This is a genomic window from Pirellulimonas nuda, from assembly GCF_007750855.1.
GTDB classification, from domain to species: domain Bacteria; phylum Planctomycetota; class Planctomycetia; order Pirellulales; family Lacipirellulaceae; genus Pirellulimonas; species Pirellulimonas nuda.
This window is the reverse complement of sequence record NZ_CP036291.1, coordinates 5427635-5448503: the sequence shown is the minus strand read 5'-3', so window position 1 is coordinate 5448503 and position 20869 is coordinate 5427635. Positions and strand designations below refer to the sequence as shown.

Below are 20869 nucleotides of genomic sequence, written 5' to 3'. Positions count from 1 at the left end.
TCGATCCGCGTGACCTCCGTCCCTTGGGTCCGCTTGTGGATGGCGCCCGCCCGCTGGGCTTCGTTGTCGTGGATGTACGACCCTTGGATGTTCAGATCGCCCTGGTGGCTGTAGATGGCCCCGGCAAAGTCGAGCGCCTTGCCGCCGCGGATCTCCACCCCCGCGAGCGTCAAGGACCCGACCGCCCAAATGCCGGCGCCGTACCCCGTCGTGTACCCGTCGGCGATTGTCAGGTGGCTAAGGGTTACCCCGTACGCGTAGGTGTGGAACACCCGGCTTTGCCCGCCGCCGCTGATGATGGTCTCCCCCATCCCTAGGCCGACGATAGTGACGTCGGACGCGACGTAAAGCTCTTGCGAAACCGTGATGGTTTGGCCGCGGAGCGACGGGTCAAACTCGATCCGGTCTTGGTCGCCGGAACCGTCCGCCCCGGCCAGCGAAATCGCCTCGCGAAGGGTCAGTTGGCCGTCGTTCGGATCGGTGACGTCGGTCGCCAGCGTGACGACGTACGTGTCCGTCGCGAGCATCGCCCGGGTCTCGAGCGTCTCGAACCGCGAGCGACGGTGGCGTCGGTCGCTTCGGCGATGGTCCGCTGCCGATCGAGAGCAGCGGACGGGACCAAAAAAAGGCAGCTTCTTCGTCCAGGAACTCGGCAATCGCTGCATAGCGGCGCCCTCCGCGATGAGAATTGCCCGCCATCGCTGGGGGCGATTTTTCCGAACAGCGAAGTTGTACCACGGCTTCGTCAGCCGCCAACCCACCTCAGGCGATTTTCTTGGATTTGGCTCTTCGGCGACTTGGCTGCTCGGAGTGCAAGCGAGCGGCGGTCGGCGGCCATCGCAGTAAGATAGGTACCCGCTGAATGCAGGCAATATAGGGGCTAGGAAGAAATCCTCTTAGAGCCTCGCCACCAATCACATCCCGCGACGACCCGCCGGTCAATCGCGAGCATAGACGACTGGCCAGCAGTGGGGGCAATCGCGTAGGCAAGGGAGTCGTCAACGTCGGCGAAGCGGAGTGAGCCGCACGGGTTCAAGTTTGTTGCTAACAACAAACTCTCCGACCCGCTGAGGGCTAAGAAAAAGTCCCGCCTTGAAGCCCCCAGTCCCCCCGCCGGCCGCCCGGACGCAGCAGCGTCCGAAGCGGCCCGCAGGGAGTGGAACACCGCCCCGATCGCTACCGCCGCCGCTGGACCCGCCTCCTAGGCATTGGCCTAGTTACGGCCTGCTTCCGCCTCGCCAGCACGCAGCAGGCGAAGACGCTCCCTAGGGCGAGCATGATGACGGTCGGCCAGAACGCGGTGGTGAGCAGGAAAACGACGACTACGCACACCCAATAAACGACTGCGCAGGAGGGAGGCTGCGACCAGAACCCGGGGCGAGAGGCCCGCCCGTTTTCGTTACCCGACAATGGTTGCCTCCTTGGCTAAAAGGGTTGGAACAGAAAGCTCGCTCGCCAGCAGGTTGAGCGACAGGTCGGCGTCCACCGGCTGCCCCCGCAGCCATCGCACGAACTGACTGAGCATCAGCCCCGCGGTCATGCTGGCGGCGTAGATCGTCGACCTCGCCGTGCAGGCGCCCGCCTGGGCCTCGTGCTGCGGGAAGAGCGCGGCCGCGTAGTGCTCGCGGCTAGTGGCATCGAACGCAGTAAGCACCCGGAGCGTCTCGCCCCGCATCCGCCCGTCGGCCCAGAAGTCGACAAGGCTGCCGCCCCCCCGCCAGATGGCCGCGCGGGCGTCGATGGAGTCGACGCAGCAGAAGGCCGCGTCCCCGAGTGGGATCGCCGGACGCCAGCGGTCGTGCACTGCGTCTACGTTGACTTCTGGATCGATCGCCAGCACCGCGTCGCGGCAGGCATCAACCTTACGTCGGCCGACATCGCCGCGGGCGTACCCTTGGGTGGTTACGTTGCTCGCGTCGACCGCGTCGAAATCGACTAGCCTCAGCCGACGCACGCCAAGCGAGGCGAGCTGCACCGCAACCTGCCTCCCAACGGCGCCGACGCCGACCACTGTTACGTCGAGTGACGCCAGCCTCGCTTGCGGCACGAGCTGTGCCTGCCGCACGAAGCGGTCTTCTATCTGGGTCGTACTCATAGCATCAGAACCTGTTGTTAGTCGGTGGGACAGCTCCAGAGGGACCGGGCGACACCCAGGTCGAGCCCGAACAGCCGCTCACCGAACGCGTCGACCTCATCCCAATCGTCTTCCTGCTCAACGCAGGTCTCGTACTCCTTGAGCCACGCGGCGTGGTCGCTGCCGGTAAACGGCTCGTCCCACGCAACCCGCACGGGGAGCCGCTGCGTGGCGCCCGGGCCGGCGTGCACTCCCAGACGGGCGTACCAGCGCCCGCCGCGGGCCAGGATTGCCATCACGGCCCAGTCAGCCGGACCGAACACCCGGGCGAACGTCGCCTCGTCGGTGCCGCTGGGGTGCGGCGACACGCCCGGGTGCGTGTGGAACCAGACCCGGCCGAACTGCTGGGGGCTAAGCCCGGCGTCGGCCTGCTGGTCGAAGTAGTCGGCCACCGCGGCGTCGTCAAACGCCACGGTGACCGAGCTACAGACCTGGTTTACCAGCACCACGTCCCGCACCAGCAGCAGGTCCTCGGGGTCCGTAACGCCAAAACAGCCGATCTCGGTCGGCCCGGCGTCACGCAGGAACCGGAGCTTGGCCCACGCATAGGGCGTAAGCCGCAGCGACCTGCGGGGCTGTTCCTGCCTCTGCTTCCGCAGCGGCTTCCTTCTCTTCAAGACACGCATCACAGACTCCCTCGGTTAGGCACTGGTGGCAGTAATCTTTGGAGCAGTCACTGCAGGGTTCGAGACAAGAGCGGCAAGCGTACTCATCGCAGCCCGAGCACTCCTCGCGGCAGCCGTGGCACAAGCTGTCTCCGCAGCCTTCGCAGCTCTGCACGCACTCGTCACAGACCTGGGCGTCGCAGCGGCCGCACAGGCCACGCTCCTCGGCGTCCACACTGGCGCCGCAGTCGATGCAGGGGACGCCGTGCCAGCGGTCGAGGTCGACGTACGCACTCGACTCGTTGTAGGTCTGGAGGATCTGGCGGAGGATCAGCACGAAGTCGTGCAGCCTTCCCTCCACGCTGGCGGCCTGCAGCACGTGTGTCCCCTCTCCCTCGCACAGCCGGTCGTCCACCACATGCGGGTGGGTGACTCCCGGGTTGGAATCGGGTGGGTTGGGGTGCAGGGCCATCACCTCGTAGTTAGGCTGCTCGGCGCCAAGCGTCTGCCAATGGACAGCGATCATGAATGGGCCCAGGCTGACCTCTGCCAGCTCAAGGGGATCGGTCGCGACTAACAGCAGCTGCCGCTTGAAGTCGACCTCCAATCGAGGGAACTCGTCGTCGATCGCCCGCAGGTCCCAGTAGAGGGTTCCGGCCAGGGGCGGCTGGGTACGCCGCCTCTCTGCACGCAGCCGCTCGGCCTGGGTCGTGGCCACGACGGCCAGGTCGCGGAGGGCCCGCTCTAAACGCGGTCGGAGCACGGCCGACGCGGTGCGGTACCGACGCCTATTGGCGTGCCGCATCATGCGTGTCAGCCGCGTCACGGCGTCAATCGGCAGCGGCTCTGAAGGAAGTGGTGGGATCTCTTGACGGCGGGCGTAGACTTCGGCGATCGCCGAGGCGGCCCGCCACAACATCTTCTGGCGTGGGTTCATGGGAGGCGCCGCATTGCGGCGGGGTTAGGGGCTGGGGACTAGGTAGGTAATGGCCAGCCGAGCGAGCGTCCGTGCTCGCCGCTGACCGCTAATGCCTGAGGCCTAACTCCTTTCTTAGGCCCCTTCGATCTTTACCGGCGTGAAGCTGATGCGATCTCCTTCTTCGAGGACCTGGTCCGCCGGCGCAGGCAAGCGGTTGACGCGGATCAAGTAGTTCTCGGGCCGCGGGTCGCGGACCTGCCGCTCGAACAGCTTGCGGACCGAAGTGCCGGTCTCGATGTGGACGTAGTCCGCGAAGCCGGCGCCGTCGTTGTTGATGACGAGGATCTTCATGGCTGGACTCGGGGTTTAGGGGGCTGGTGGGTCCGCTGGTGGCGGATAGGGACTGGGGGCTGGCGACGGACCTCCGGTAAGGAACAGGGAGATAGGGGGGGGCACAGGGCTACGAGAACGTGTTGAGATGGGCACGCGGCGGTGCGGCTGGCGCCTACTCGCGTCACGCCGCCGCCGGCGCCGCGGTGAACGCCCGCCAGCTCTCGGCCAACTCTCGCCGCAGCTGGCTGATCCGCCCCGCCGATACGCCGAACAACTCAGCGGCGCCTTGGGTCGTCTCCCCGTCGGCCAGCGTCTGGGCGAGGCGCCGCTTCACTTCGGGTAGGTGGTCGAGCCAGTCGCGGAAGTCGACCCGGACCGCGGCGATCTCGGCTGGGGTGGCGTGGCGGTCCGCGACCAGCTCGGCCCAGCCCGTGGCCTCTTCCTCGCGGCGCCCCGGCTCCAGCGCGTCCTGCTTCGCGAGGCTCGACCCTACGCGTTGGCCGGCGCGCTGGCGTCGCACCGCGTAGCCCGCCAGCGGCGTGGCATACGCCCGGGACTCGAGCCCTCGGTCAACGAGGCTGCGGTAGTTGACCAGGGACTGGGCGATCGCTTCGCTGTAGGCGTCATCGAGGGCTTCGCCTTTCAGGCCACGCAGCAACCGCCGGACCTGCCGTTCTATACGCGGCAGCAGCTCCAGAAATCCTTCGTGCCACGTGGGCGTACAAGAGATCGCATTCATCGCGGGGACGTCCTTTGGGGAAAGGACCGCCCCCGCAGACCGAGAGCGGTCGTGGGGGAAACACAACCGCCCTTGTGGGGCGCTGAGAGCTCACGGGCGAGCCAGCGGCCGCGGACGCCGCCTTTGGCGGCTGGGGCGGCGTGGGGACGCCAGAAGGGCGTCTGGAGAGGTCCCATGGGGAAGAGGCCGCCGTGCGACGGGTGCTGGACCGTCCCGGCGGGCTAATCCTCCCTCAAGTACTTATTACGCAAAAACGGCGAATGTTTAGTGCCGCCGCAGCTCGTCCATGATCGCACGTTGCAGTGTTCGAGCGTGGGGCAGTCTGCCGGGGGGAAAGAGCTGGGGTGGGAGAGAGTAGTCTTGTCCAACGAGATGCGTTCCGTCGAGAGTTAGGGAGGCAGCCAGCGCCGATGTGACATCGGACGCTCGTCCTGGCCTCCAATCAGTGAGCCGCAGGTGGCGTGGTGATGAGTTGGACGAACTGCGAAATCCCCTTGAAAAACGCACTTTGCCAAAACGGTATGTACCGGTTTGCGAAATGAGTCATACCGAAAACCCCGGGGATTCTTTGATTCAGAGTGAGACTCCTTGATACATTGGATTGGGCCGCTAGAATGCCAGGAACCCCTTGAAAAACGCTTGTTTTGCAGTGCTTTCCGGAGATTTTCCCAAGCTGGAAGTCGTGGGTTCGAATCCCATCGCCCGCTCTCCGATTCAAACACGCGATGCTGCTCAGCCCGGCCGGAAGGTCGGCCCTTCGGCCGACTTTTTTGGCCGGGGGATGAGTGGACATTGGGTTTCTAGCCCTGCGGCTTTCTCGCCGCGGGTTGCTACGCGACGCTGGCGTGCGCGATCGCGAAGATGGGCGTCACGTTTCTCATCGGGCGGGCGTCGTGGAAGTAGACGCGGTCTAGCCAGTCGCTGCCCGCGTGATGCGTTAGTGCGAAGCCGCGGGGCGCTAGGAAGTCTGCGGCGCCGTCGGCGGGGATGCCGAACTTCAGCGCTTCGCCGTTGGCCTGGGCGTACTTGCGCCAGGCGAGGGTTTCTCGCCGTCGGCAGCCGCCGTTGATGACTTCGGGGAAGGTAAAGTCGAACACGATGGAGCTGCCGGGCCCCGTGTGGTTGCGGACGAACCCGAGCGTGGCGTCGACCGCCGGGGCGTCGAGGTAGTAGGTGACCCCCTCCCACAGCAGCAGCGTCTTGAGCGCAGGGTCGTAGCCGCAGTGGGCGAGCCGGTCGGCGAGCGTGTTGACGTTCAGGTCGAGGCCAACATAGGCCACGTTCGCCGGGAGCTGCCCGAACAGGTCTAGCAGCCGCCGCTGTTTTTCTTCCTGGGTGGCGGGGTGATCGACCTCGAACAGGGCGACGTCTTGCCAATGCTGGCTGTAGCGGTAGGCCCGTGAGTCGTAGCCGGCCCCGAGGATGACGACCTGCCGGACGCCGTCGCGCAGCGCTTGCTCAAGCAGATCGTCGAGGCGGCGGGTGCGGGCCGCCACGAACTCTAAAAACCCGGGCCAAAGCCGGCGGAAGAGCCAGGTGGCGGCCCATTGGGGGAGCGGGGCATCGCCGCACGCGGTGAGCCGGCGGCCGACCTGCAGCCGAGCATAGGGGTCGAAGCAGACCCGGCGATCGGGCGCCCTCTCGGACTCGAGCGCTCGGAGCACCGCGGCGCCCTGCGCGGTCAGGCTGGCTCGATGGGGTTTCATGCCCCAATCATGATTGAGCGGGGCTCAACCCTCAACCTCTTCCCACAGCTCCAGCCACTCGCTCTCCAGCGAACCGATCTCGGCGTTGAGCTCCGCGAGCTTGGCGTGCGCCTCTTGGGCTTCTTTGGCGCCGGTCAGGGTCGCCTGGCTGGCGGTGAGCGCCTTGCGCTCGTCGTCTAGCTTGGCGATCTTCCGCTCAACGGCTTTGAGACGCTTCTGCGAGTCGCGATCGGCGCGGGCGCGGGCCTTCTTGTCGTCGGCGCCGCCGCCGGATTGCGTGTCGGGGTGGCGGGCGGCTTCGGCGCGCAGGCCGTCGTCGATCTCCTTCTGGGTTCGGTAGACGTACTCGTCGTACGTGCCGGGGTAGGAGATCACGCGCCCGTCGCGCACCTCGATCACCTCGGTCGCTACCGTGTGCATGAAGTAGCGGTCGTGGCTGGTGAAGAGCACGGTGCCCGGGTAGCGGTGCAGCGCGTCGGCCAGCGCCTCGACCGTCTCCACGTCGAGGTGGTTGCCCGGTTCGTCGAGGATCAGCACGTTGTGCTGCTCAAGCAGCAGCCCGGCCAGCACCAACCGGGCGCGCTCGCCGCCGCTGAGCACCTTGATCTTCTTCTCCGCGAGCTGCCCGCTGAACAAGAAGCTGCCGGCGACGTCCTTGATTTGCTGATCCTTGGTGCCGGGGGCCGCCTGGCGGTAGAGGTAGTCCTCAACCGAGTCGTTCTCTGGCAGTGACGTGTAGACGTGCTGCGCGTAGACGCCGATGTGGACGCCGTAGCCCCACTTCAGCCGGCCACGCTTGGGGGGGATCGATTCGCAGATGGTGCGCAGGAAGGTGGTCTTCCCCTGGCCGTTGTCGCCGACGATGCCGAGCCGGGCGCCGTGCTCCACTTCTACCTGCACGTCGCCGGCGACCATCCGGTCGGGGTAGCCGATCGCCAGGTCCTCGGTCCGCAGCGCCGGGCCCTGCCGGGGCTCGACCTTGGGGAAGCTGAACCGCACCGACTGCTCCTTGCCGGCCACTTCGACCATTTGCAGGCGCTCGAGCTGCTTGGCCTTGCTGCGGGCCTGGCTGGCGGTGTTGGCGTTGGCGCGGTTTTCGGCGATGAAGCGTTCGAGCTGCTTGCGTTTGGTCAGCGTGGCGGCGTTGGCGCGTTCGTCGTGCTCGCGGCGCTCTTCCAGGTTTTGCAGGTAGGCGTCGACGTCGCCCGGGAACATCGTCAGCTCGCCGCGCGAGATCTCTAGCGTGTGCGTGCAGGTGCGTTTGAGGAACGAGCGATCGTGCGACACGACCAAGATGCCCGCCTTGAAGTTCTGCAGGAAGTGCTCCAGCAGCATCTGCGTACGCAGGTCGAGGAAGTTGGTCGGCTCATCGAGGATCAGCAGGTTGGGATCGTGAAGCAAGAGCGACGCCAGCTTGACGCGGGTCTGCCAGCCGCCGGAGAGCTCGCGGACCTGCTGGCCCAGCATCGCGTCGCTGATGGCGAACTGCCACGCCACCTGCCCGCACTGCCAGTCGGGCTTGGCGCTGTCGCGCATCAAGAAGCCCATCACGGTTTCTTCCGGCAAGAACGGGTCGTGCTGCCGCAGGTACCCCAGGCGGAGCTTCTTGCTGCCGACCACCTCGCCGGCGTCGAGCTCCTCGTCGCCCAGCAGGATCCGGCAGAGCGTGCTCTTGCCCGCCCCGTTGCGGCCGATCAGGCCGACCTTCTGGTCGTCCGCGAGCGCGCAGCTCGCGCCGTCGAGGAGAATTTGATCGCCGTAGCGTTTGTAGCCGTTTTGGAGGGTCAGGACGACGGGCATCTGGGTCCGCCTGCGGCGGAGGGGCTAAGGGGTCAGAAAGGCGGGGCGGGAGTTGGGGGCTAGGGAGGGATGATACGCGGTGGGGCGGCGGTGCGCGAAGCGCTTGTAGGATGGGTCGGGTCTACTGCAGGCGGACGCTGACCCATCCTACAAAAAACGCAGCGACGCTTAACCCACTTAGCCCCACGCACACCAACCCAAACACATCCCCATACCGCGAATAAAAACTCATCCCCTCCGGCCCCAGCGGCGTCTGGGCGACGATTACGGTCTCTTCTTGCCGGGGGCTCTCCTCCAGCACCCGGCCGTAGGCGTCGATCACGGCCGACAGGCCGCCGTTGGCGGCGATCACGAGCGGGGTGCGGTTCTCGACGGCCCGGTAGATGTTGCAATTGAGGTGCATGTCGAGCTCGCTCTGGCCCCAGAACCAGGCGTCGTTGGTGACGTTCACCAGCACGTCGGGCTTCTCGCCGCGCTCCGCAAGGTTGCGCACCTGGCGGCGGATAACCTGGGGGACAACCGTCTCGAAGCAGATGTTGGGGGCGTAGGTAAACGCGCCCAGCTTGGCGGCTGCCGGGCCTTCGCCGGGGGTGAGGCCGCCGCTCATCGGGGTTAGGTAGTACATGGCCGGCATGTTGCTGGCCAGCGGGATGTACTCGCCGAAGGGGACCCGGTGCGTCTTGTCGTACATGGCGACCTGCGTGCCGTCGGCTCGGGCCATCACGGCAGAGTTGTAGCCGCGGTAGTTGGTGGTGTCGTTGCTGTCTGCGTCGAAGCGGTCGCAGCCCAGCAGCAGGTTCACGCCCAATTCTTCGGCCAGCGTCTTGAGGTCGAGCTCCGCGGCGCCCGGTTCCTTGGGGGGGACGCCGCCGTCGTAGGTCACGAACCAACTGCGGAACATCGACTCGGGCCAAACCAGCAGGTCGATCTGCTTGCCATCCTGTTCGGCCCGCGCGATCGCTTCGCGCGAGAGCCGCATGTGGGTGTCCATGATCCTCTGGCTGCGACCCTCTTCGTGGTCCCACACGGCGAGGATGTTGGCCTGCACCAGCGCGACGGTCGGGCCGGGACGCGCGACGGCGGATGCGAGCGCGGCCCGTCCCCACAGCAGCGGGCCCGCCACCGCGGCGACGATGAGGAGCGCCAACCCGACGGCCTTGCCTAGCGGAAGCGGCGTCCCGGCGGGGCGACGCGAAGTGGCGCCAACCAGCTCATAGACCGCCGCGGCGGCCAGCACCACCACGAACGAGACGCTGTAGGCGCCGCCGACGCTGGCGATCTGGATCAGCGATGTCCAGGGCGCCTGCGAGTGGCTGATGGCGCCCATCAAGAACCCGGTGAACAGGTGGGCCTGAACATACTCGCCGGCGGTCCACACCACCGGCGCCACGAGCCACAACGGCGCCCGCAGCCGGTGCACCGCGTGCCGGCTAACCGCGACAAACGCCGGCAGGTAGCAGCCGAGGTACGCGGCCAGGAACACCAGCCCGATGGGCGTGAGCGGGTGGGGGAGGCAGATCCAGTGCAGCGTGAGCAGCCAGTACACGACGCCGGCGAGCCACACCGCGGCGTAGCCGCGGCGATGCAGCGGCCCAAGCGACGCGACGATCGCCAGCCAGAACATCGGCGCCACCCACGCCAGCGCAAACAGCTCGGCCGGGGGTTGAGCCAGGAACAACAGCACGCTGCCTACCAGCGCGACCAGCAAGACGCGAAGCGCGGACGCCGGGGGCTGTTCTTCAACGGTCGTCATCGTCAGCGCGGGTTGGTGATCGGTAGGGCAGGCCTCGCCTGCCAGAATCTGCCGTTACTCCGCCCCACGGGCGGGACCGGTCTTAGGTTCCCGTGTCGAGCCAATCGCCTACCCGGGCGTACATCGCATCCGCGTCTTGGCGGACCTTGTCTGGCGGGGCGCCGGTGTTGAGGTCGTCAACCAGCGGGCGCCACATCGGGTCGGGGATGCCGGCGCGGCCGCAGGCCTTCTCGATGGCGCCGGCGAGCGGCTTGTTCAGGTCGGGTCGGCTAGCGCACAGCGACACAGCCGCGGTCGATTTGAGGGCGGCTTCTAGCAGCGCCGCGTGGGCCCGGCCGTGCTTCTGGGCCAGTTCGGCCCCGACCGTGCGGCCGGCGGCCAGAAGCTGGGTGATCGACGTGTCGGAGCCCGGCTGGGCAGACTTCGGCGCCGTGACCGCTTCGGCGTCGCCGACGGAAGAGGGGAGCCCCAGCGCTTCGCAGAGCGCCTCGATCTCCCAGCGGCTCTGCGGGTCGTTGTCGGCGCCCAGGGCAGGGAGGTAGGCGACCCCGATCTTGCCCCCCAACGCCCACGCCATCCGCCGGGTGTTTGCGACAGAGATCGAGACGCTGCGCGTTTTGCCCGCATCGCTAGGCGCCGTCGGGGGCGGAAGCTCGACCGGGGGTGACGCGGCCGGGGGAGGCAGGATGGGGGGCGCCACGGCTGGGCCTCCCTCGACTGGGTCTCCCTCGACTGGGTCCGCCAGGCTCGGCGCCTCGGGCTTTGGCGTCGCCTCCACGACCTCGGCGGCGGGCGCCGACGGCGCTGCTGGCGGGTCTTCGTCCCAGGGGAACTTGAACGGGGGAGGATCGCTCGCGGTTTGGGGGGGCGTTTCCGCGGCCGCTTCAGCGGGCGCCGGGGGCGTTGCTGCCGGCGCGGGCGTCGGTGCGTAGCGGTCGGCTACCGCGGGCGGCGGTTCGGCAGCGGGCGCCTCGGTCGGGGGCGGTTCCTGCGGGGGAGCTTCGGCGGCTGGCGGCTCGCTGGGCTCCAACCCATCCAGGATTGAGTCAATCATGTCGGCAGGCGCAGGATCACTCGGCTGGGGCGCGGCAGCGGCTGCTGGCTCCTGGGTTTGATCGGCGCTCTGTGCGGCAAGCCCCGCGAACAGCTCTTCGTCGGGTGGCGCGGCGTTGTCGGGATCGGCCGCTTCCCAGGGGGCGCGAACGGGGGCCGTCGGCGGGGTATCGGCGTAGCGGTCGGCGGTTGCGTCGGGGTCCGCGGCCCTGGGGACCGGGGCGGGCAGGTCCTCGGGCGCGTCGCGGGCTAGGGGGTTGGGAGAGGCCTGCTCGAACGGTGGGGCGTCCGATTGGGCTGATTCTGCCCCCAGCGCCGGCTCGGGCGGGCCGGAGGGCTCGTCCATGGCCACCTCGGTCCAGCAGCCGGCGGTTGTCGCCGCCACCAGGGCAATCAGGGAGAGCTGGAGAAAGGGATTTCTCGACAGAAACGTTGGCTGATTCACGGTTTAGGCAGAACGGGGGTCCCACCGGTCGGATTTTGTGCGTTGTTGTGCTGGCAGGCCAAGGGATAATGCCCCGACCGCTCTCCGTCCCCCCAAACTTCGCGTCGCCGGCCGTGCCCGTCAATCGCAGACAATTCCTCCGCCGGGCCGGCAAAGTGCTAGCGGTCGGCTCTTTGGGCGCCGCGGCCTACGCGTGGCGGCTCGAACCGCAGTGGATCGAGGTGGTCGAGCGCCCGATGCCGATCGCTGGTTTACCGGGCCGGCTCGAGGGAAAGACGCTGGTGCAGCTCAGCGACCTGCACGTCGGACCGGTGGTCGACCAGCGCTACCTCGAGCGGGCCATGGGGATCGTCGAGTCGATGTCGCCCGACGTTATCGTCGTCACCGGCGACCTGATGACCTGCGACGGCCCGGAGTACGCCCAGCGGGCCGCGGACACGGTTTCGCTGCTGCGGCCCGACCGCCGCCCGGTGATCGCCATCCCGGGCAACCACGACTACGGGCATGGCTCGAAGAACCCGGTCCCCGCCGAGGCGCTCGGTGACGCCTTGCAGCAGCACGGCGTCCGCTGGCTGTTGAACCAGTGCGAAGAAGTGCACGGCCTGCAGGTGGCCGGCACGGACGACCTGTGGGCGAGACGCATCCGCGTGAGGGAGACGCTCGGATTGCTCGACCGCAACCAAGCGTCGATCGTGCTGACGCACAACCCAGACGGGCTCGACCTCCCCGCCGCCGAGTGGGACGGCTACCGCGGCTGGGTGCTGTGCGGCCACACCCACGGCGGCCAGCTACGCCTGCCGGGCTACGGCGTGGTGTTCGCCCCCATCAAGAACAAGCGGTACTGCACCGGCCTGGTTGACCTGGGGGATGGCCGGGTGCTCTACGTGAACCGAGGCCTGGGCTACAAAGCGCGCGTGCGGCTAGGCTCGCGGCCAGAGATCACGCGGTTCCACCTGACCGGAAAAACACCACCGCCAGGCGAGCCGTCGGCGTAAGCCGCCGGAGCACTATCAGCACGCTGCGGCACTCAGCTACTACAAACCGCAGCATCTTGTAGCCGCATGCTTACGCACTCCGTTGGCTGACGCCAACGGCTCGCCCAAAGATGCTCCTGCGTCCGCCGCCACACACGCCGCTAGTTCACGTCGGCGGGCAGCTCCACCCCGTCGAGGAAGCTCGCCAGCGGGCGGCAGCGGTAGGGCTGCTGCAGCTTGCGGACCGCCTTCGATTCGATCTGCCGGACCCGTTCGCGGGTGACGCTGAAGATCTTGCCGACCTCTTCCAGCGTGTAGCTGTAGCCGTCGGTCAGGCCGTACCGCAGCTTGATGATCTCCCGCTCGCGGAAGCTAAGGTCGACCATCACTTCTTCCAGCCGGACCTTCAGCATCTGCAGGTTGGTCTCGTAGAGCGGGTCGTCCTCTCGCTTCTCTTCGAGGAACTCGCCGAAGTAGTTGTCTTCATGATCGCCCACCGGCTGATCGAGCGACAGCGGCTGGCGGGTCATCTTGAGGATGCAGCGGGCGTCGTCGATCGACAGCCCGGAGATGTCCGCCACCTCTTCGGGGCTGGGCTCGCGGCCGTGTTCTTGCAGGAAGTTGGCGGTGACCGCGCGGATCTTGCTCATGGTGTCGATCATGTGCACCGGCAGCCGGATGGTGCGGCTTTGGTCCGCGATGGCGCGGGTGATCGCTTGGCGGATCCACCAGGTGGCGTAGGTGCTGAACTTGTAGCCGCGGGCGTGCTCGAACTTGTCGACCGCACGCATCAGGCCGGTGTTGCCTTCCTGGATCAGGTCCAAGAACGACAGCCCGCGGTTGCGGTAGCGTTTGGCGATGGACACCACCAGCCGCAGGTTGGCGGCCGACAGGCGCCGCTTGGCGGCGTCGTACGAACCGCGGCGTTCCTTGGCGCGGGCGGTGAGGTGGGCCAGCGTCGCGGGGCTCTCCATGGTGATTTTCATCAGGTACCGCAGCTCTTGGCGGAGCTCGTCCTCGTGGCGCCCGCCGAGGATGCGGTCCGGCTCGCCGAACTGCTCCTTGATGACCGCCATCCGGCGGCCGATCTCGTGGAGTTGCTCCATGAGCGGCAGCAGCTTGCCGATCCGCAGGTTCATTTCTTCGACCAGCCGCACCACCTTGTTGCGTCGCACGATCAGCCGCCGCCACGCGGTCCGCTTCTCGGCGGGGCTGCTGTGGCGGCTCACGGCGATGCGGAAGTCCGCGCCGTTGAGCGTCAGCAGGCTGCGGATGGTCTTCAGGTTCGGGCCGAGCCGCTTGATGATCCGCTTCTTCTCGCTGGTGTTGGTGACCGAGATCTCGATGGTGCGGTCGAGCCGCAGCTCGCCGCGGTGCACCTTCTCCAGCATGTCGGTGGCGCCGTGCAGCACGAAGTCGTTGCACAGCAGCGTGCGGCGGAACCGGGTTCGGGTGGCCTCGATCGAGCGGGCGGAGTTGACCTCCTCTTCGCGGTTGAGCATCGGGATCTCGCCCATCTGCATCAGGTACATGCGAACGGGGTCGTCGACGTGCGATTCGCTGTCGTGCTCCTCGGGGGCGTCTTCAGTGAGATCGGCCTCAAAGATTTCTGTGTCGATCGCGTCTTTGGCCGGACGCGAAGCCTTGGCCTTGCTCGCGACGCCTGGGGCGGCCTTGCGGTTGCGCTGGGGGAGGGCGGCGACGCGAGCAGGCGAACTCTTGCGGGACTGGGACACAGGCAGCTCCTAGCTGGGCGGAGAAGAGCGGAGGGCCCGGCGGCGAGCCATCCGGCGTGCCCCTATTGCACGGCCGGCGCCGACGGGCGCAAGTCGCCCAGCGAATCGACGTAAGGTGTGAAATCATCGCTGTTTAGGGCGCCCGGCTTGCCAGGCGACCCCACTGGCCCTGTTTCCCATACGCAACAACCCGCAGCGGTGTTGGTGCAATTCGGAAACATCCGCTACCGCGACGCGGCCCACCCCGTCCGCTATCCTGAGCCCGGAGCGGTTCCCTCTTGCGGTTTCTCCCCACGCGGTGGTGCATGGTGGCTCAGAATCACAGCGTTGAAGTCCGCGTTGATGCAGAACTGGGCACGGTCTTGCTCAACCGGCCGGAGCGTCGCAACGCGCTGTCGCGCTCGATGATCTACGAGCTGCGCGAGGCCCTCTTCGACCTGCATCAAGAGCGGCGCGTCCGCGCGGTGATCCTGACCGGCGCCGGCGAGGCCTTCTGCGCCGGACGCGACCTCCGCGAGCTGGCGACCGCCACCGAGGACCCCCAGGCCGATCAGGCCCGCTGGGGGGAAGAGGTGGACGAGCTCCGCGAGCTCTACCTCGAGATGCTGCGGTTCCCCAAGCCGCTGGTGGCCTGTGTGAATGGCCCGGCCCTGGCGTCGGGCGCCGGGCTGGTGCTGGCCTGCGACATCGCGTTGGCGGTGGAGTCGGCCGTGGTTGGGTTGCCCGAGGCGCGGTTCGGGTTGGTGTCGGGGCTGGTGGGGCCGCTGCTGGCGTTCCGGATCGGGGCCGGCGCCGCGGCGCGGCTGATGCTGACCGGCGAGCCTTGCCCGGCGGTCGAAGCGATGCGGCTGGGGATCGTCCACGAGGTCGCCGCCGACGGCCAAGCCGCTCGCGAGCGCAGCGAGCAAATCGGGCGGCAGTGCGCCCTGGGGTCGCCCGAAGCGGTGAGCCTTAGCAAGCGTTTGCTGATCGAGACGATCGGCGAGCCGATGATGTCGCAGCTTACCGGGGGCGCCATCGCCGCGGCGATGGCCCGCACCACCGAGTCTGCCCAAGAGGGGCTCGACGCGTTCTTGGCCGGCCGGCCGCCGGAGTGGAAGTAGCCGCAGGGCCAAGCCTGCTGGGCCGGTGCAGTTACGCCGCCACGCGGTCGCCCCACACGGTGGGCGGGGCGGCGGTTGGTGTTGGCGCCGACGCGGGCGCCTGGGCCGTTTCGGCGAGGTCCTCTGGCCACACCCGGTCCGCCCAGCCCCCGAAGCCCAGGATCAGCTTCGCGGCCAGCGCCCCGATGTAGACGCAGATCACCGCGCCGAGCACGTCGCTCGCGAAGTGGGCGCCCTGCAAGATCCGGGCGGCGCCCATCAGCAGCCCAAAACCAATGCCGAGCGCTAGAAACGCTGCGGCGAGCTTCTTCTGCTTGCGCTTAAGCATGAACGCCGGGGCCATCAGGTAGAAGCCCATCGACGCGTGCCCCGAGGGGAACGACCGGCAGTTTTCGAGCTGCGCCGGCGTGCCGACCAGCACGAACGACTCTTCGCCGCCAAACACTTCGGTCTGCGCCGGACGGGGCCGGCCCATCATCGGTTTGAGCATGAAGTTCACCAGCAGCCCGGGGCCCAGCAGCAGTGAGAGCGCCAGGAACAGCCCGGCGCGTCGCGGCTTCCTGCCGCGCCTGAGGCAGACGCATACCAGCGTGGTCAGCAGACCGCCGATCCCCAGCACCATCGCCGGCAGACAGCCGTACTCGTACAGCGACAGCCACGGCTGGGCGTCGGCCATTGGCCAGCGCTCGGTGAGCTGGCAGTAGCAGCACTCGGAGACCGCGATGTCTGCATACGTCATGCGGAAGATCAGCAGACATCCCAGCAGCGCCAGCAGGGGGCCCCACAACAGCCATCGGCTGCCGCGTGGGGTCGTCGCGTCGCGGCCTGCGACGTGTAACCTCAGGATGCGAACGGCTTGCTGCGCCATGCGATTCAGACCCATCCAAGACCGACGGCGGATTCCCGGAGACAAGCTCATAGGTAGTCTTCGGCGCCGGCGAGGGGTCCGGTTAGATCGAATGCGGCAAGCTGTGAGGATTACACCAGAATGTCTATTTGCGTCGCCCGAGCTAAAGAAGTCAATGCTGGCTTGGGCGTCGCCGGCGCCGCCACGCCCAGTCCCGCGGTTGGCGGCAGGCTGGGCGCCCGCCCGCGGCCCCGACTACCGGCGGATCACGCGCCGCACCAACAAGCAACCCGCGATTGCTAGCAGCGCGTCCCCGAGCCAAAAGGCCCACGGCGGCCCCGACCCGGAGATCGATAGATTTTCGCTGAGCATCAGCAGCGGGTAGTAAATCACCAAGATGGGCAAGAACGCCGTAAAGAAGCTGCCGAGGAAGTCTGCGCTGCGTCGCAGGATCGCCAGCGGCGATCCCAGCAGCACAAACGCCAGGCAGCTAAAGCCGTTCGCCCACCGGCGGTAGGGTTCTGCCTCGAGCCGGCGAACCTGTCGCTCGACCCCTTCGAGGTGGGTCTGCGCCGCGGCGCTGGAGTCTTTGTATTCGTGGGCCTCGAGCTTCTTCCGGATAGCGTCCGCCTCGCGGCTCAGCACCCCCACCTGCCACGGGATTTCTCGCATCGCCAGCCAGTCGCGATGGACGGGCCGCTGCTTGGAATCGAACGGGATAAACATCTCGATGTCTTCGGGGAAGGCCGCCTCGCCCTCGGCGCCGATCTCTGCCTCGGCGCCGCTGCACGAGATCACCATCCCCTCCGGCTCGGTGCGGAGCACCGCCTCACGGGCCACGATCAGCACCTCCGGCTGCCCCGCGCGGGCGGCCATCCAGATGGTGGGATCGATCAGCCGGCCGTCTTGCACCTGCCGGACCGCGACGGAAAACTTTGGGGAGTTGAACGACTGACCGGCCCGCAGCACGCCGGTGGCGATCTCCGCCAGCGACTGGCTGAGCACCGTCTGGAAGCCTGGGCGGCTCCAGCGGGCCGCTATATCGAAGCTAATCACGGTCGCCATGCTCAGCAGCGTCGCTAGCACCAGCACCGGCTGGATGGCGCGGTAGGGGCTGATCCCGAGGCTCTTCATCGCCACCAGCTCGTTCTGGCCGCTCATCCGCCCGAACACGTTACAAACCGCTAGCAGCGCCGAGCCCGGCAGCGCGTAGCCGATCATCTCTACCAAGAAGTAGGGCATGGTGCAGAGCACCACGGGCAGCGGCAGGCCGTTGCGGACCCCTTCCTTGCCCGCCATGCCAAAGGTCAGCAGCAGCGTCAGCACGGCCATCGATGCGGCCAGCACCTTCAGGGTTTCCCACAAGATGTACCGGTTCAGGATTCCCACGGGCGCCTATCGGGCGGTCGAAGCAGAAGGGGGGTAGCGCCCAAGGGCGGCGCAGTGACGGCTTGTCGGTTGCATCGGTCCGCGTGTCGGGGGCGGATGAGCGGGACTGTAGCGGATGTGCCGGTTTGTCTGAAAGCTCAGCTAGTACCTCTCGAACTCCAGCGGGCGTGGCGGGTTCCTGCTTGCCCGCGTGCCGGGCGTGACCTATCCGTTGAGTAGCAGCGGTCTCTCATCCCGCCCGCTGCCGTCGCTCCTCCCCAGCGAGGGCCATCCGGTCCTCGGCCCACCCTTCGTAGGTCCCCTCGTCGCAGCTTTATGTGTGCTGCGCCGGCGGTCCGTTGAGTCGTGTTGGCGATCCGCATGGCGGCGCCTTCGGGGCAGTCCCGTCTGCTCACTGCGAGGTTTCCCCCATCCCTGGCAAGCGACGGGCCTGCCCCACTTACTGCGATGGATTCCAAGGCCCCTCCAGCGAGGAGGCTCGGTGGCTCAGGAACAACCAGCGGCCCGGAGCCTCCGGGCGGCGCAGGGCTGCCGGCGCCCCCCTGCGGGCGGGGGCGCCCTGCTTTTAAGGGCCGTTTCGCCCCTCGGGGCGCCCCACTTCCCCCGCGGGCCGATCCCGACTAGGATTCGGGGCTTCGTTTAAGACTCACGAATCTCCGTTGCGCGGGCGTTTGTCATGGCCAAAGGTGGCGGCAAGAAAAAGAAGAAGGTTGAGACCGTGTTCCTCGTTTGCGAGGAGACCGGTGACTACAACTACACCGTTCGGCGGAAAGGCGGCGGTGAAAAGCTGAAGCTCAGCAAGTACAGCCCCCGCCTGCGCAAGCACACGACCCACATCGAAAAGAAGAAGTAACGCCCCCCGCGGCGTCGCTTGTTTCTGAGGGACCGAGTACTGACGCGCGGCGGAGTGCTGTCATGCGTCCGGCTCCTTGGACGCGTCGGGCTTTCTTCCGCGCGCCGGACGGGTGTTGGCGCCGCGGCGTGGTTACTGGGATGTCCGAGGAGGCAGGATGGCTGGCCCGTGGCGGATTGCTGTCCACGACGCCGGCCGCGTCGCCGCCCTCGAGCGGGCCGCCGGCGTTCCGACGGTGGTCGCCCAACTGCTGCTGCGTCGCGGCATCGCCGACCCCGGCGTCGCCCGCGAGTTCTTGCAGCCCAAGCTCACCGGCATCCGCCACCCCGAGACCCTGCCGGGCCTCCCCCAAGCGGCCGACCTGATCATGGCGGCCGTCGCACGACGCGACCCGATCGTCGTGTTCGGAGACTATGACGCCGACGGCATGACCGCTTCGGCCATCTTGCTACGCTGCCTCAGGCTCCTCGGGGCCGAGGCACGTTGCTACGTGCCCCACCGGATGGACGAGGGCTACGGCCTCAACTCCGAGGCGCTGGTGCGCCTCGCGGCCGAGGGCGCCAAGATGGTGATCACGGTCGACAACGGCGCGGCCGCGGTGGCGGAGGCCGACAAGGCCCGCGCGCTGGGCCTGTCGCTCATCATCACGGACCACCATCAGTTCGCGGCGCGGCTGCCCGACGCAGACGCGATCGTCCATCCGGCGCTGCCCGGCAGCGACTACCCGTTCCACGGCCTGTGCGGCGCGGGGGTGGCTTTCAAGCTGGCCTGGGCGCTCTGCCAACGCGCCAGCGACGCCAAACGCGTCGGCGAGGCGATGCGCAACTTCCTGCTGCAAGCGGTGGGGCTGGCCGCCATCGGCGCCGTGGCGGACGTGGTGCCGCTGGTCGACGAGAACCGCATCCTGGTGCGGCACGGGCTGGCCGCGCTGCGCAGCCACGCGCTGCCGGGAGTCAGCGCGTTGGAGAAGGTGTGCGGGCTCTCCGCGAATCCGATGCTCGATTCCGAAGACATCGCGTTCTCGATCGCACCCCGGCTCAACGCCGCCGGTCGGCTCGGGCAGGCCGAGGTGGGGGTCGAGCTGCTCACCACTACCGACCCTCAGCGGGCCGCGGAGCTAGCGGCCTACATCGACGAGCTGAACCAGACGCGCCAGACGCTCGAACGCAGCGTGCTGCTGTCGGCAGGCAAGCAGATCCGCGAACGCTTCGACCCCCAGCACGAGTCGGCCCTGGTGCTGGCGGGGCGCGACTGGCACCCGGGGGTGATCGGCATCGTGGCCGGCAAGCTGGCCGAGACGCACAACCGGCCCGTCTTCCTTGCGTCGCTCGATGAGCTGGGGGTCAAGCCGGCGGTCGGTTCGGGGCGTTCTGCGTCCGGCATCAACCTGCACGCGGCGCTGGCCCACTGCAGCGATCTGCTGGAGGGCTACGGCGGCCACGCCGCGGCGGCGGGGCTGCGGATCTCGGCGGACAACATCGACCCGTTCCGGCAGCGGCTTTGCGAGTTCGTCCGCGCCGAACTCGGCGGCGACTCGGCGGCGCCCGTGCTCGACGTCGACGCCGAGACGCCGCTCGCGGCGCTGACGTTCCAAACCCTGAAGCAGATCGAACGCCTCGCGCCGTTCGGCTGCGGCAACGAGCGGCCCACGCTGTGCACCTCCGGCGTGCGTCTGGTGGGGGAGCCGCGACGCATCGGGGGCGCCGGGCGCCATTTGTCGCTCGAGGTCGAGCAGCACGGGGTGCGTCTGCGCGGCGTGGCGTTCGGCCAGGGAGACTGGGAAGAACCGCTCCGCGCCGCCCGCGGGCCGCTGGCGATCGCGTTCCGGCCCGTGCTGAACCGCTTCCGCGGGCGGGCGACCGTTGAGATGCACCTACGCGACTGGGTAGCGGAATCGGAGCGGACCCAGGCGTGAACCCCGCGACCGACCTGACGATCATCTCAGGCGGCCAGACGGGCGCCGACCGGGCGGCGCTCGACTTCGCCCTGGCGGCGGGGCTGGCGCACGGAGGCTGGGCGCCCCGTGGCCGCCGGGCCGAGGACGGCCCGATCGATCCCCGCTACGGCCTGCGTGAAACGCCCGGCTGGGAGTACAGCCAGCGGACCCAGTGGAACATCCGCGACAGCGACGCCACCGTGGTGTTCAGCCTGGCCGAGGGGGTCATCGGCGGGACGCGCCTCACCATCGAGCTGGCCCGCCGGCTCGGCAAGCCGTGGCTCCACCTGCCGCGCGACGTCGGCGACAAGGCCGCCGGCGATCGGGAAGCGGCCTGCGGCGCCGCGCTGCGCGGCTTCCTGACCGCGTACCGAGTGCGCAGGCTCAACGTCGCGGGCCCACGGGCCTCGCAGGCGCCGGGGATCGAGGCGTTTGTCGATGGCGTGCTCCGCGCCGCCCTATCAACCCAGTGAGAGTTTTGCGATGAGGATCAGCCCCGAGCAGGCCCTTCTCAGACTGGGCGGCGCCGGCCGGCGCACGGCCC

Annotated in this window: 17 protein-coding genes; 5 read left to right on the top strand and 12 right to left on the bottom strand. The window is 68.0% G+C overall.

Annotation, left to right across the window (positions count from 1 at the left end; translation table 11 throughout):
• Window positions 1–1399: 1399 nt before the first annotated feature.
• The 9 genes from Pla175_RS21270 to Pla175_RS21230 all read right to left on the bottom strand — a co-directional run bounded on the left by Pla175_RS21270 (window position 1400) and on the right by Pla175_RS21230 (window position 11487).
• Complete coding sequence (locus Pla175_RS21270; protein WP_145290306.1) at window positions 1400–2095, bottom strand: ThiF family adenylyltransferase; 696 nt, start codon at window positions 2093–2095, stop codon at window positions 1400–1402.
• A 17-nt stretch (window positions 2096–2112) separates the two neighbouring features.
• The gene (locus tag Pla175_RS21265) at window positions 2113–2760 is read right to left on the bottom strand and encodes a hypothetical protein (protein WP_145290302.1); all 648 of its coding nucleotides are present in this window, start codon (window positions 2758–2760) and stop codon (window positions 2113–2115) included.
• On the bottom strand, window positions 2651–3676 hold the full coding sequence (locus Pla175_RS21260; RefSeq protein WP_145290299.1) for a hypothetical protein: 1026 nt from the start codon (window positions 3674–3676) through the stop codon (window positions 2651–2653). Before Pla175_RS21260 ends, Pla175_RS21265 begins: the two co-directional genes overlap by 110 nt.
• 114 nt (window positions 3677–3790) lie before the next feature.
• Entirely contained in the window at window positions 3791–4009 is a 219-nt protein-coding gene (locus tag Pla175_RS21255) for a molybdopterin converting factor (RefSeq protein WP_145290295.1), read from the bottom strand.
• 163 nt (window positions 4010–4172) lie between these two features.
• Window positions 4173–4730, bottom strand: a complete 558-nt coding sequence (locus tag Pla175_RS21250) for a hypothetical protein (RefSeq protein ID WP_145290292.1) — start codon at window positions 4728–4730, stop codon at window positions 4173–4175.
• Window positions 4731–5560: 830 nt separating this feature from the next.
• Entirely contained in the window at window positions 5561–6436 is an 876-nt protein-coding gene (locus Pla175_RS21245) for an SAM-dependent methyltransferase (protein ID WP_145290289.1), read from the bottom strand.
• Between the two features lie 24 nt (window positions 6437–6460).
• The gene (locus tag Pla175_RS21240) at window positions 6461–8236 is read right to left on the bottom strand and encodes an ABC-F family ATP-binding cassette domain-containing protein (RefSeq protein ID WP_145290285.1); all 1776 of its coding nucleotides are present in this window, start codon (window positions 8234–8236) and stop codon (window positions 6461–6463) included.
• Window positions 8237–8357: 121 nt separating this feature from the next.
• Window positions 8358–9989: an apolipoprotein N-acyltransferase gene (gene lnt, locus Pla175_RS21235; RefSeq protein WP_145290282.1), complete on the bottom strand. Its 1632-nt coding sequence runs from the start codon at window positions 9987–9989 to the stop codon at window positions 8358–8360.
• An 82-nt stretch (window positions 9990–10071) separates the two neighbouring features.
• Entirely contained in the window at window positions 10072–11487 is a 1416-nt protein-coding gene (locus Pla175_RS21230) for a hypothetical protein (protein WP_145290277.1), read from the bottom strand.
• Between the two features lie 68 nt (window positions 11488–11555).
• On the opposite strand from Pla175_RS21230, the gene Pla175_RS21225 reads away from it, so the two are divergent.
• Complete coding sequence (locus Pla175_RS21225) at window positions 11556–12482, top strand: metallophosphoesterase (RefSeq protein ID WP_145290274.1); 927 nt, start codon at window positions 11556–11558, stop codon at window positions 12480–12482.
• A gap of 140 nt (window positions 12483–12622) precedes the next feature.
• On the opposite strand, the gene Pla175_RS21220 is transcribed toward Pla175_RS21225, so the two are convergent.
• Entirely contained in the window at window positions 12623–14068 is a 1446-nt protein-coding gene (locus tag Pla175_RS21220) for an RNA polymerase sigma factor RpoD/SigA (RefSeq protein ID WP_231954566.1), read from the bottom strand.
• Between the two features lie 434 nt (window positions 14069–14502).
• On the opposite strand from Pla175_RS21220, the gene Pla175_RS21215 reads away from it, so the two are divergent.
• Window positions 14503–15300 (top strand): enoyl-CoA hydratase/isomerase family protein, encoded by a 798-nt coding sequence (locus Pla175_RS21215; RefSeq protein WP_145290271.1) that lies wholly within the window; start codon window positions 14503–14505, stop codon window positions 15298–15300.
• Between the two features lie 31 nt (window positions 15301–15331).
• Here the strand turns inward: Pla175_RS21215 and Pla175_RS21210 are convergent, their stop codons facing one another.
• Together Pla175_RS21210 and Pla175_RS21205 are read right to left on the bottom strand one after the other, a co-directional pair.
• Window positions 15332–16168, bottom strand: coding sequence for a phosphatase PAP2 family protein (locus Pla175_RS21210; RefSeq protein ID WP_197527038.1), 837 nt, complete (start codon window positions 16166–16168; stop codon window positions 15332–15334).
• A 234-nt stretch (window positions 16169–16402) separates the two neighbouring features.
• Window positions 16403–17536, bottom strand: coding sequence for an LptF/LptG family permease (locus tag Pla175_RS21205; protein ID WP_145290264.1), 1134 nt, complete (start codon window positions 17534–17536; stop codon window positions 16403–16405).
• A 676-nt stretch (window positions 17537–18212) separates the two neighbouring features.
• Between Pla175_RS21205 and rpmG the strand changes: the two genes are divergently transcribed.
• The 3 genes from rpmG (at window position 18213) to Pla175_RS21190 (ending at window position 20798) form a co-directional block, all read left to right on the top strand.
• The gene (rpmG, locus tag Pla175_RS21200) at window positions 18213–18389 is read left to right on the top strand and encodes a 50S ribosomal protein L33 (protein ID WP_145290261.1); all 177 of its coding nucleotides are present in this window, start codon (window positions 18213–18215) and stop codon (window positions 18387–18389) included.
• A gap of 157 nt (window positions 18390–18546) precedes the next feature.
• The gene (gene recJ / locus Pla175_RS21195) at window positions 18547–20304 is read left to right on the top strand and encodes a single-stranded-DNA-specific exonuclease RecJ (RefSeq protein ID WP_145290258.1); all 1758 of its coding nucleotides are present in this window, start codon (window positions 18547–18549) and stop codon (window positions 20302–20304) included.
• Window positions 20301–20798: a putative molybdenum carrier protein gene (locus tag Pla175_RS21190; RefSeq protein ID WP_197527037.1), complete on the top strand. Its 498-nt coding sequence runs from the start codon at window positions 20301–20303 to the stop codon at window positions 20796–20798. The genes recJ and Pla175_RS21190 overlap by 4 nt, the downstream gene beginning before the upstream one ends.
• Window positions 20799–20869 lie beyond the last annotated feature (71 nt).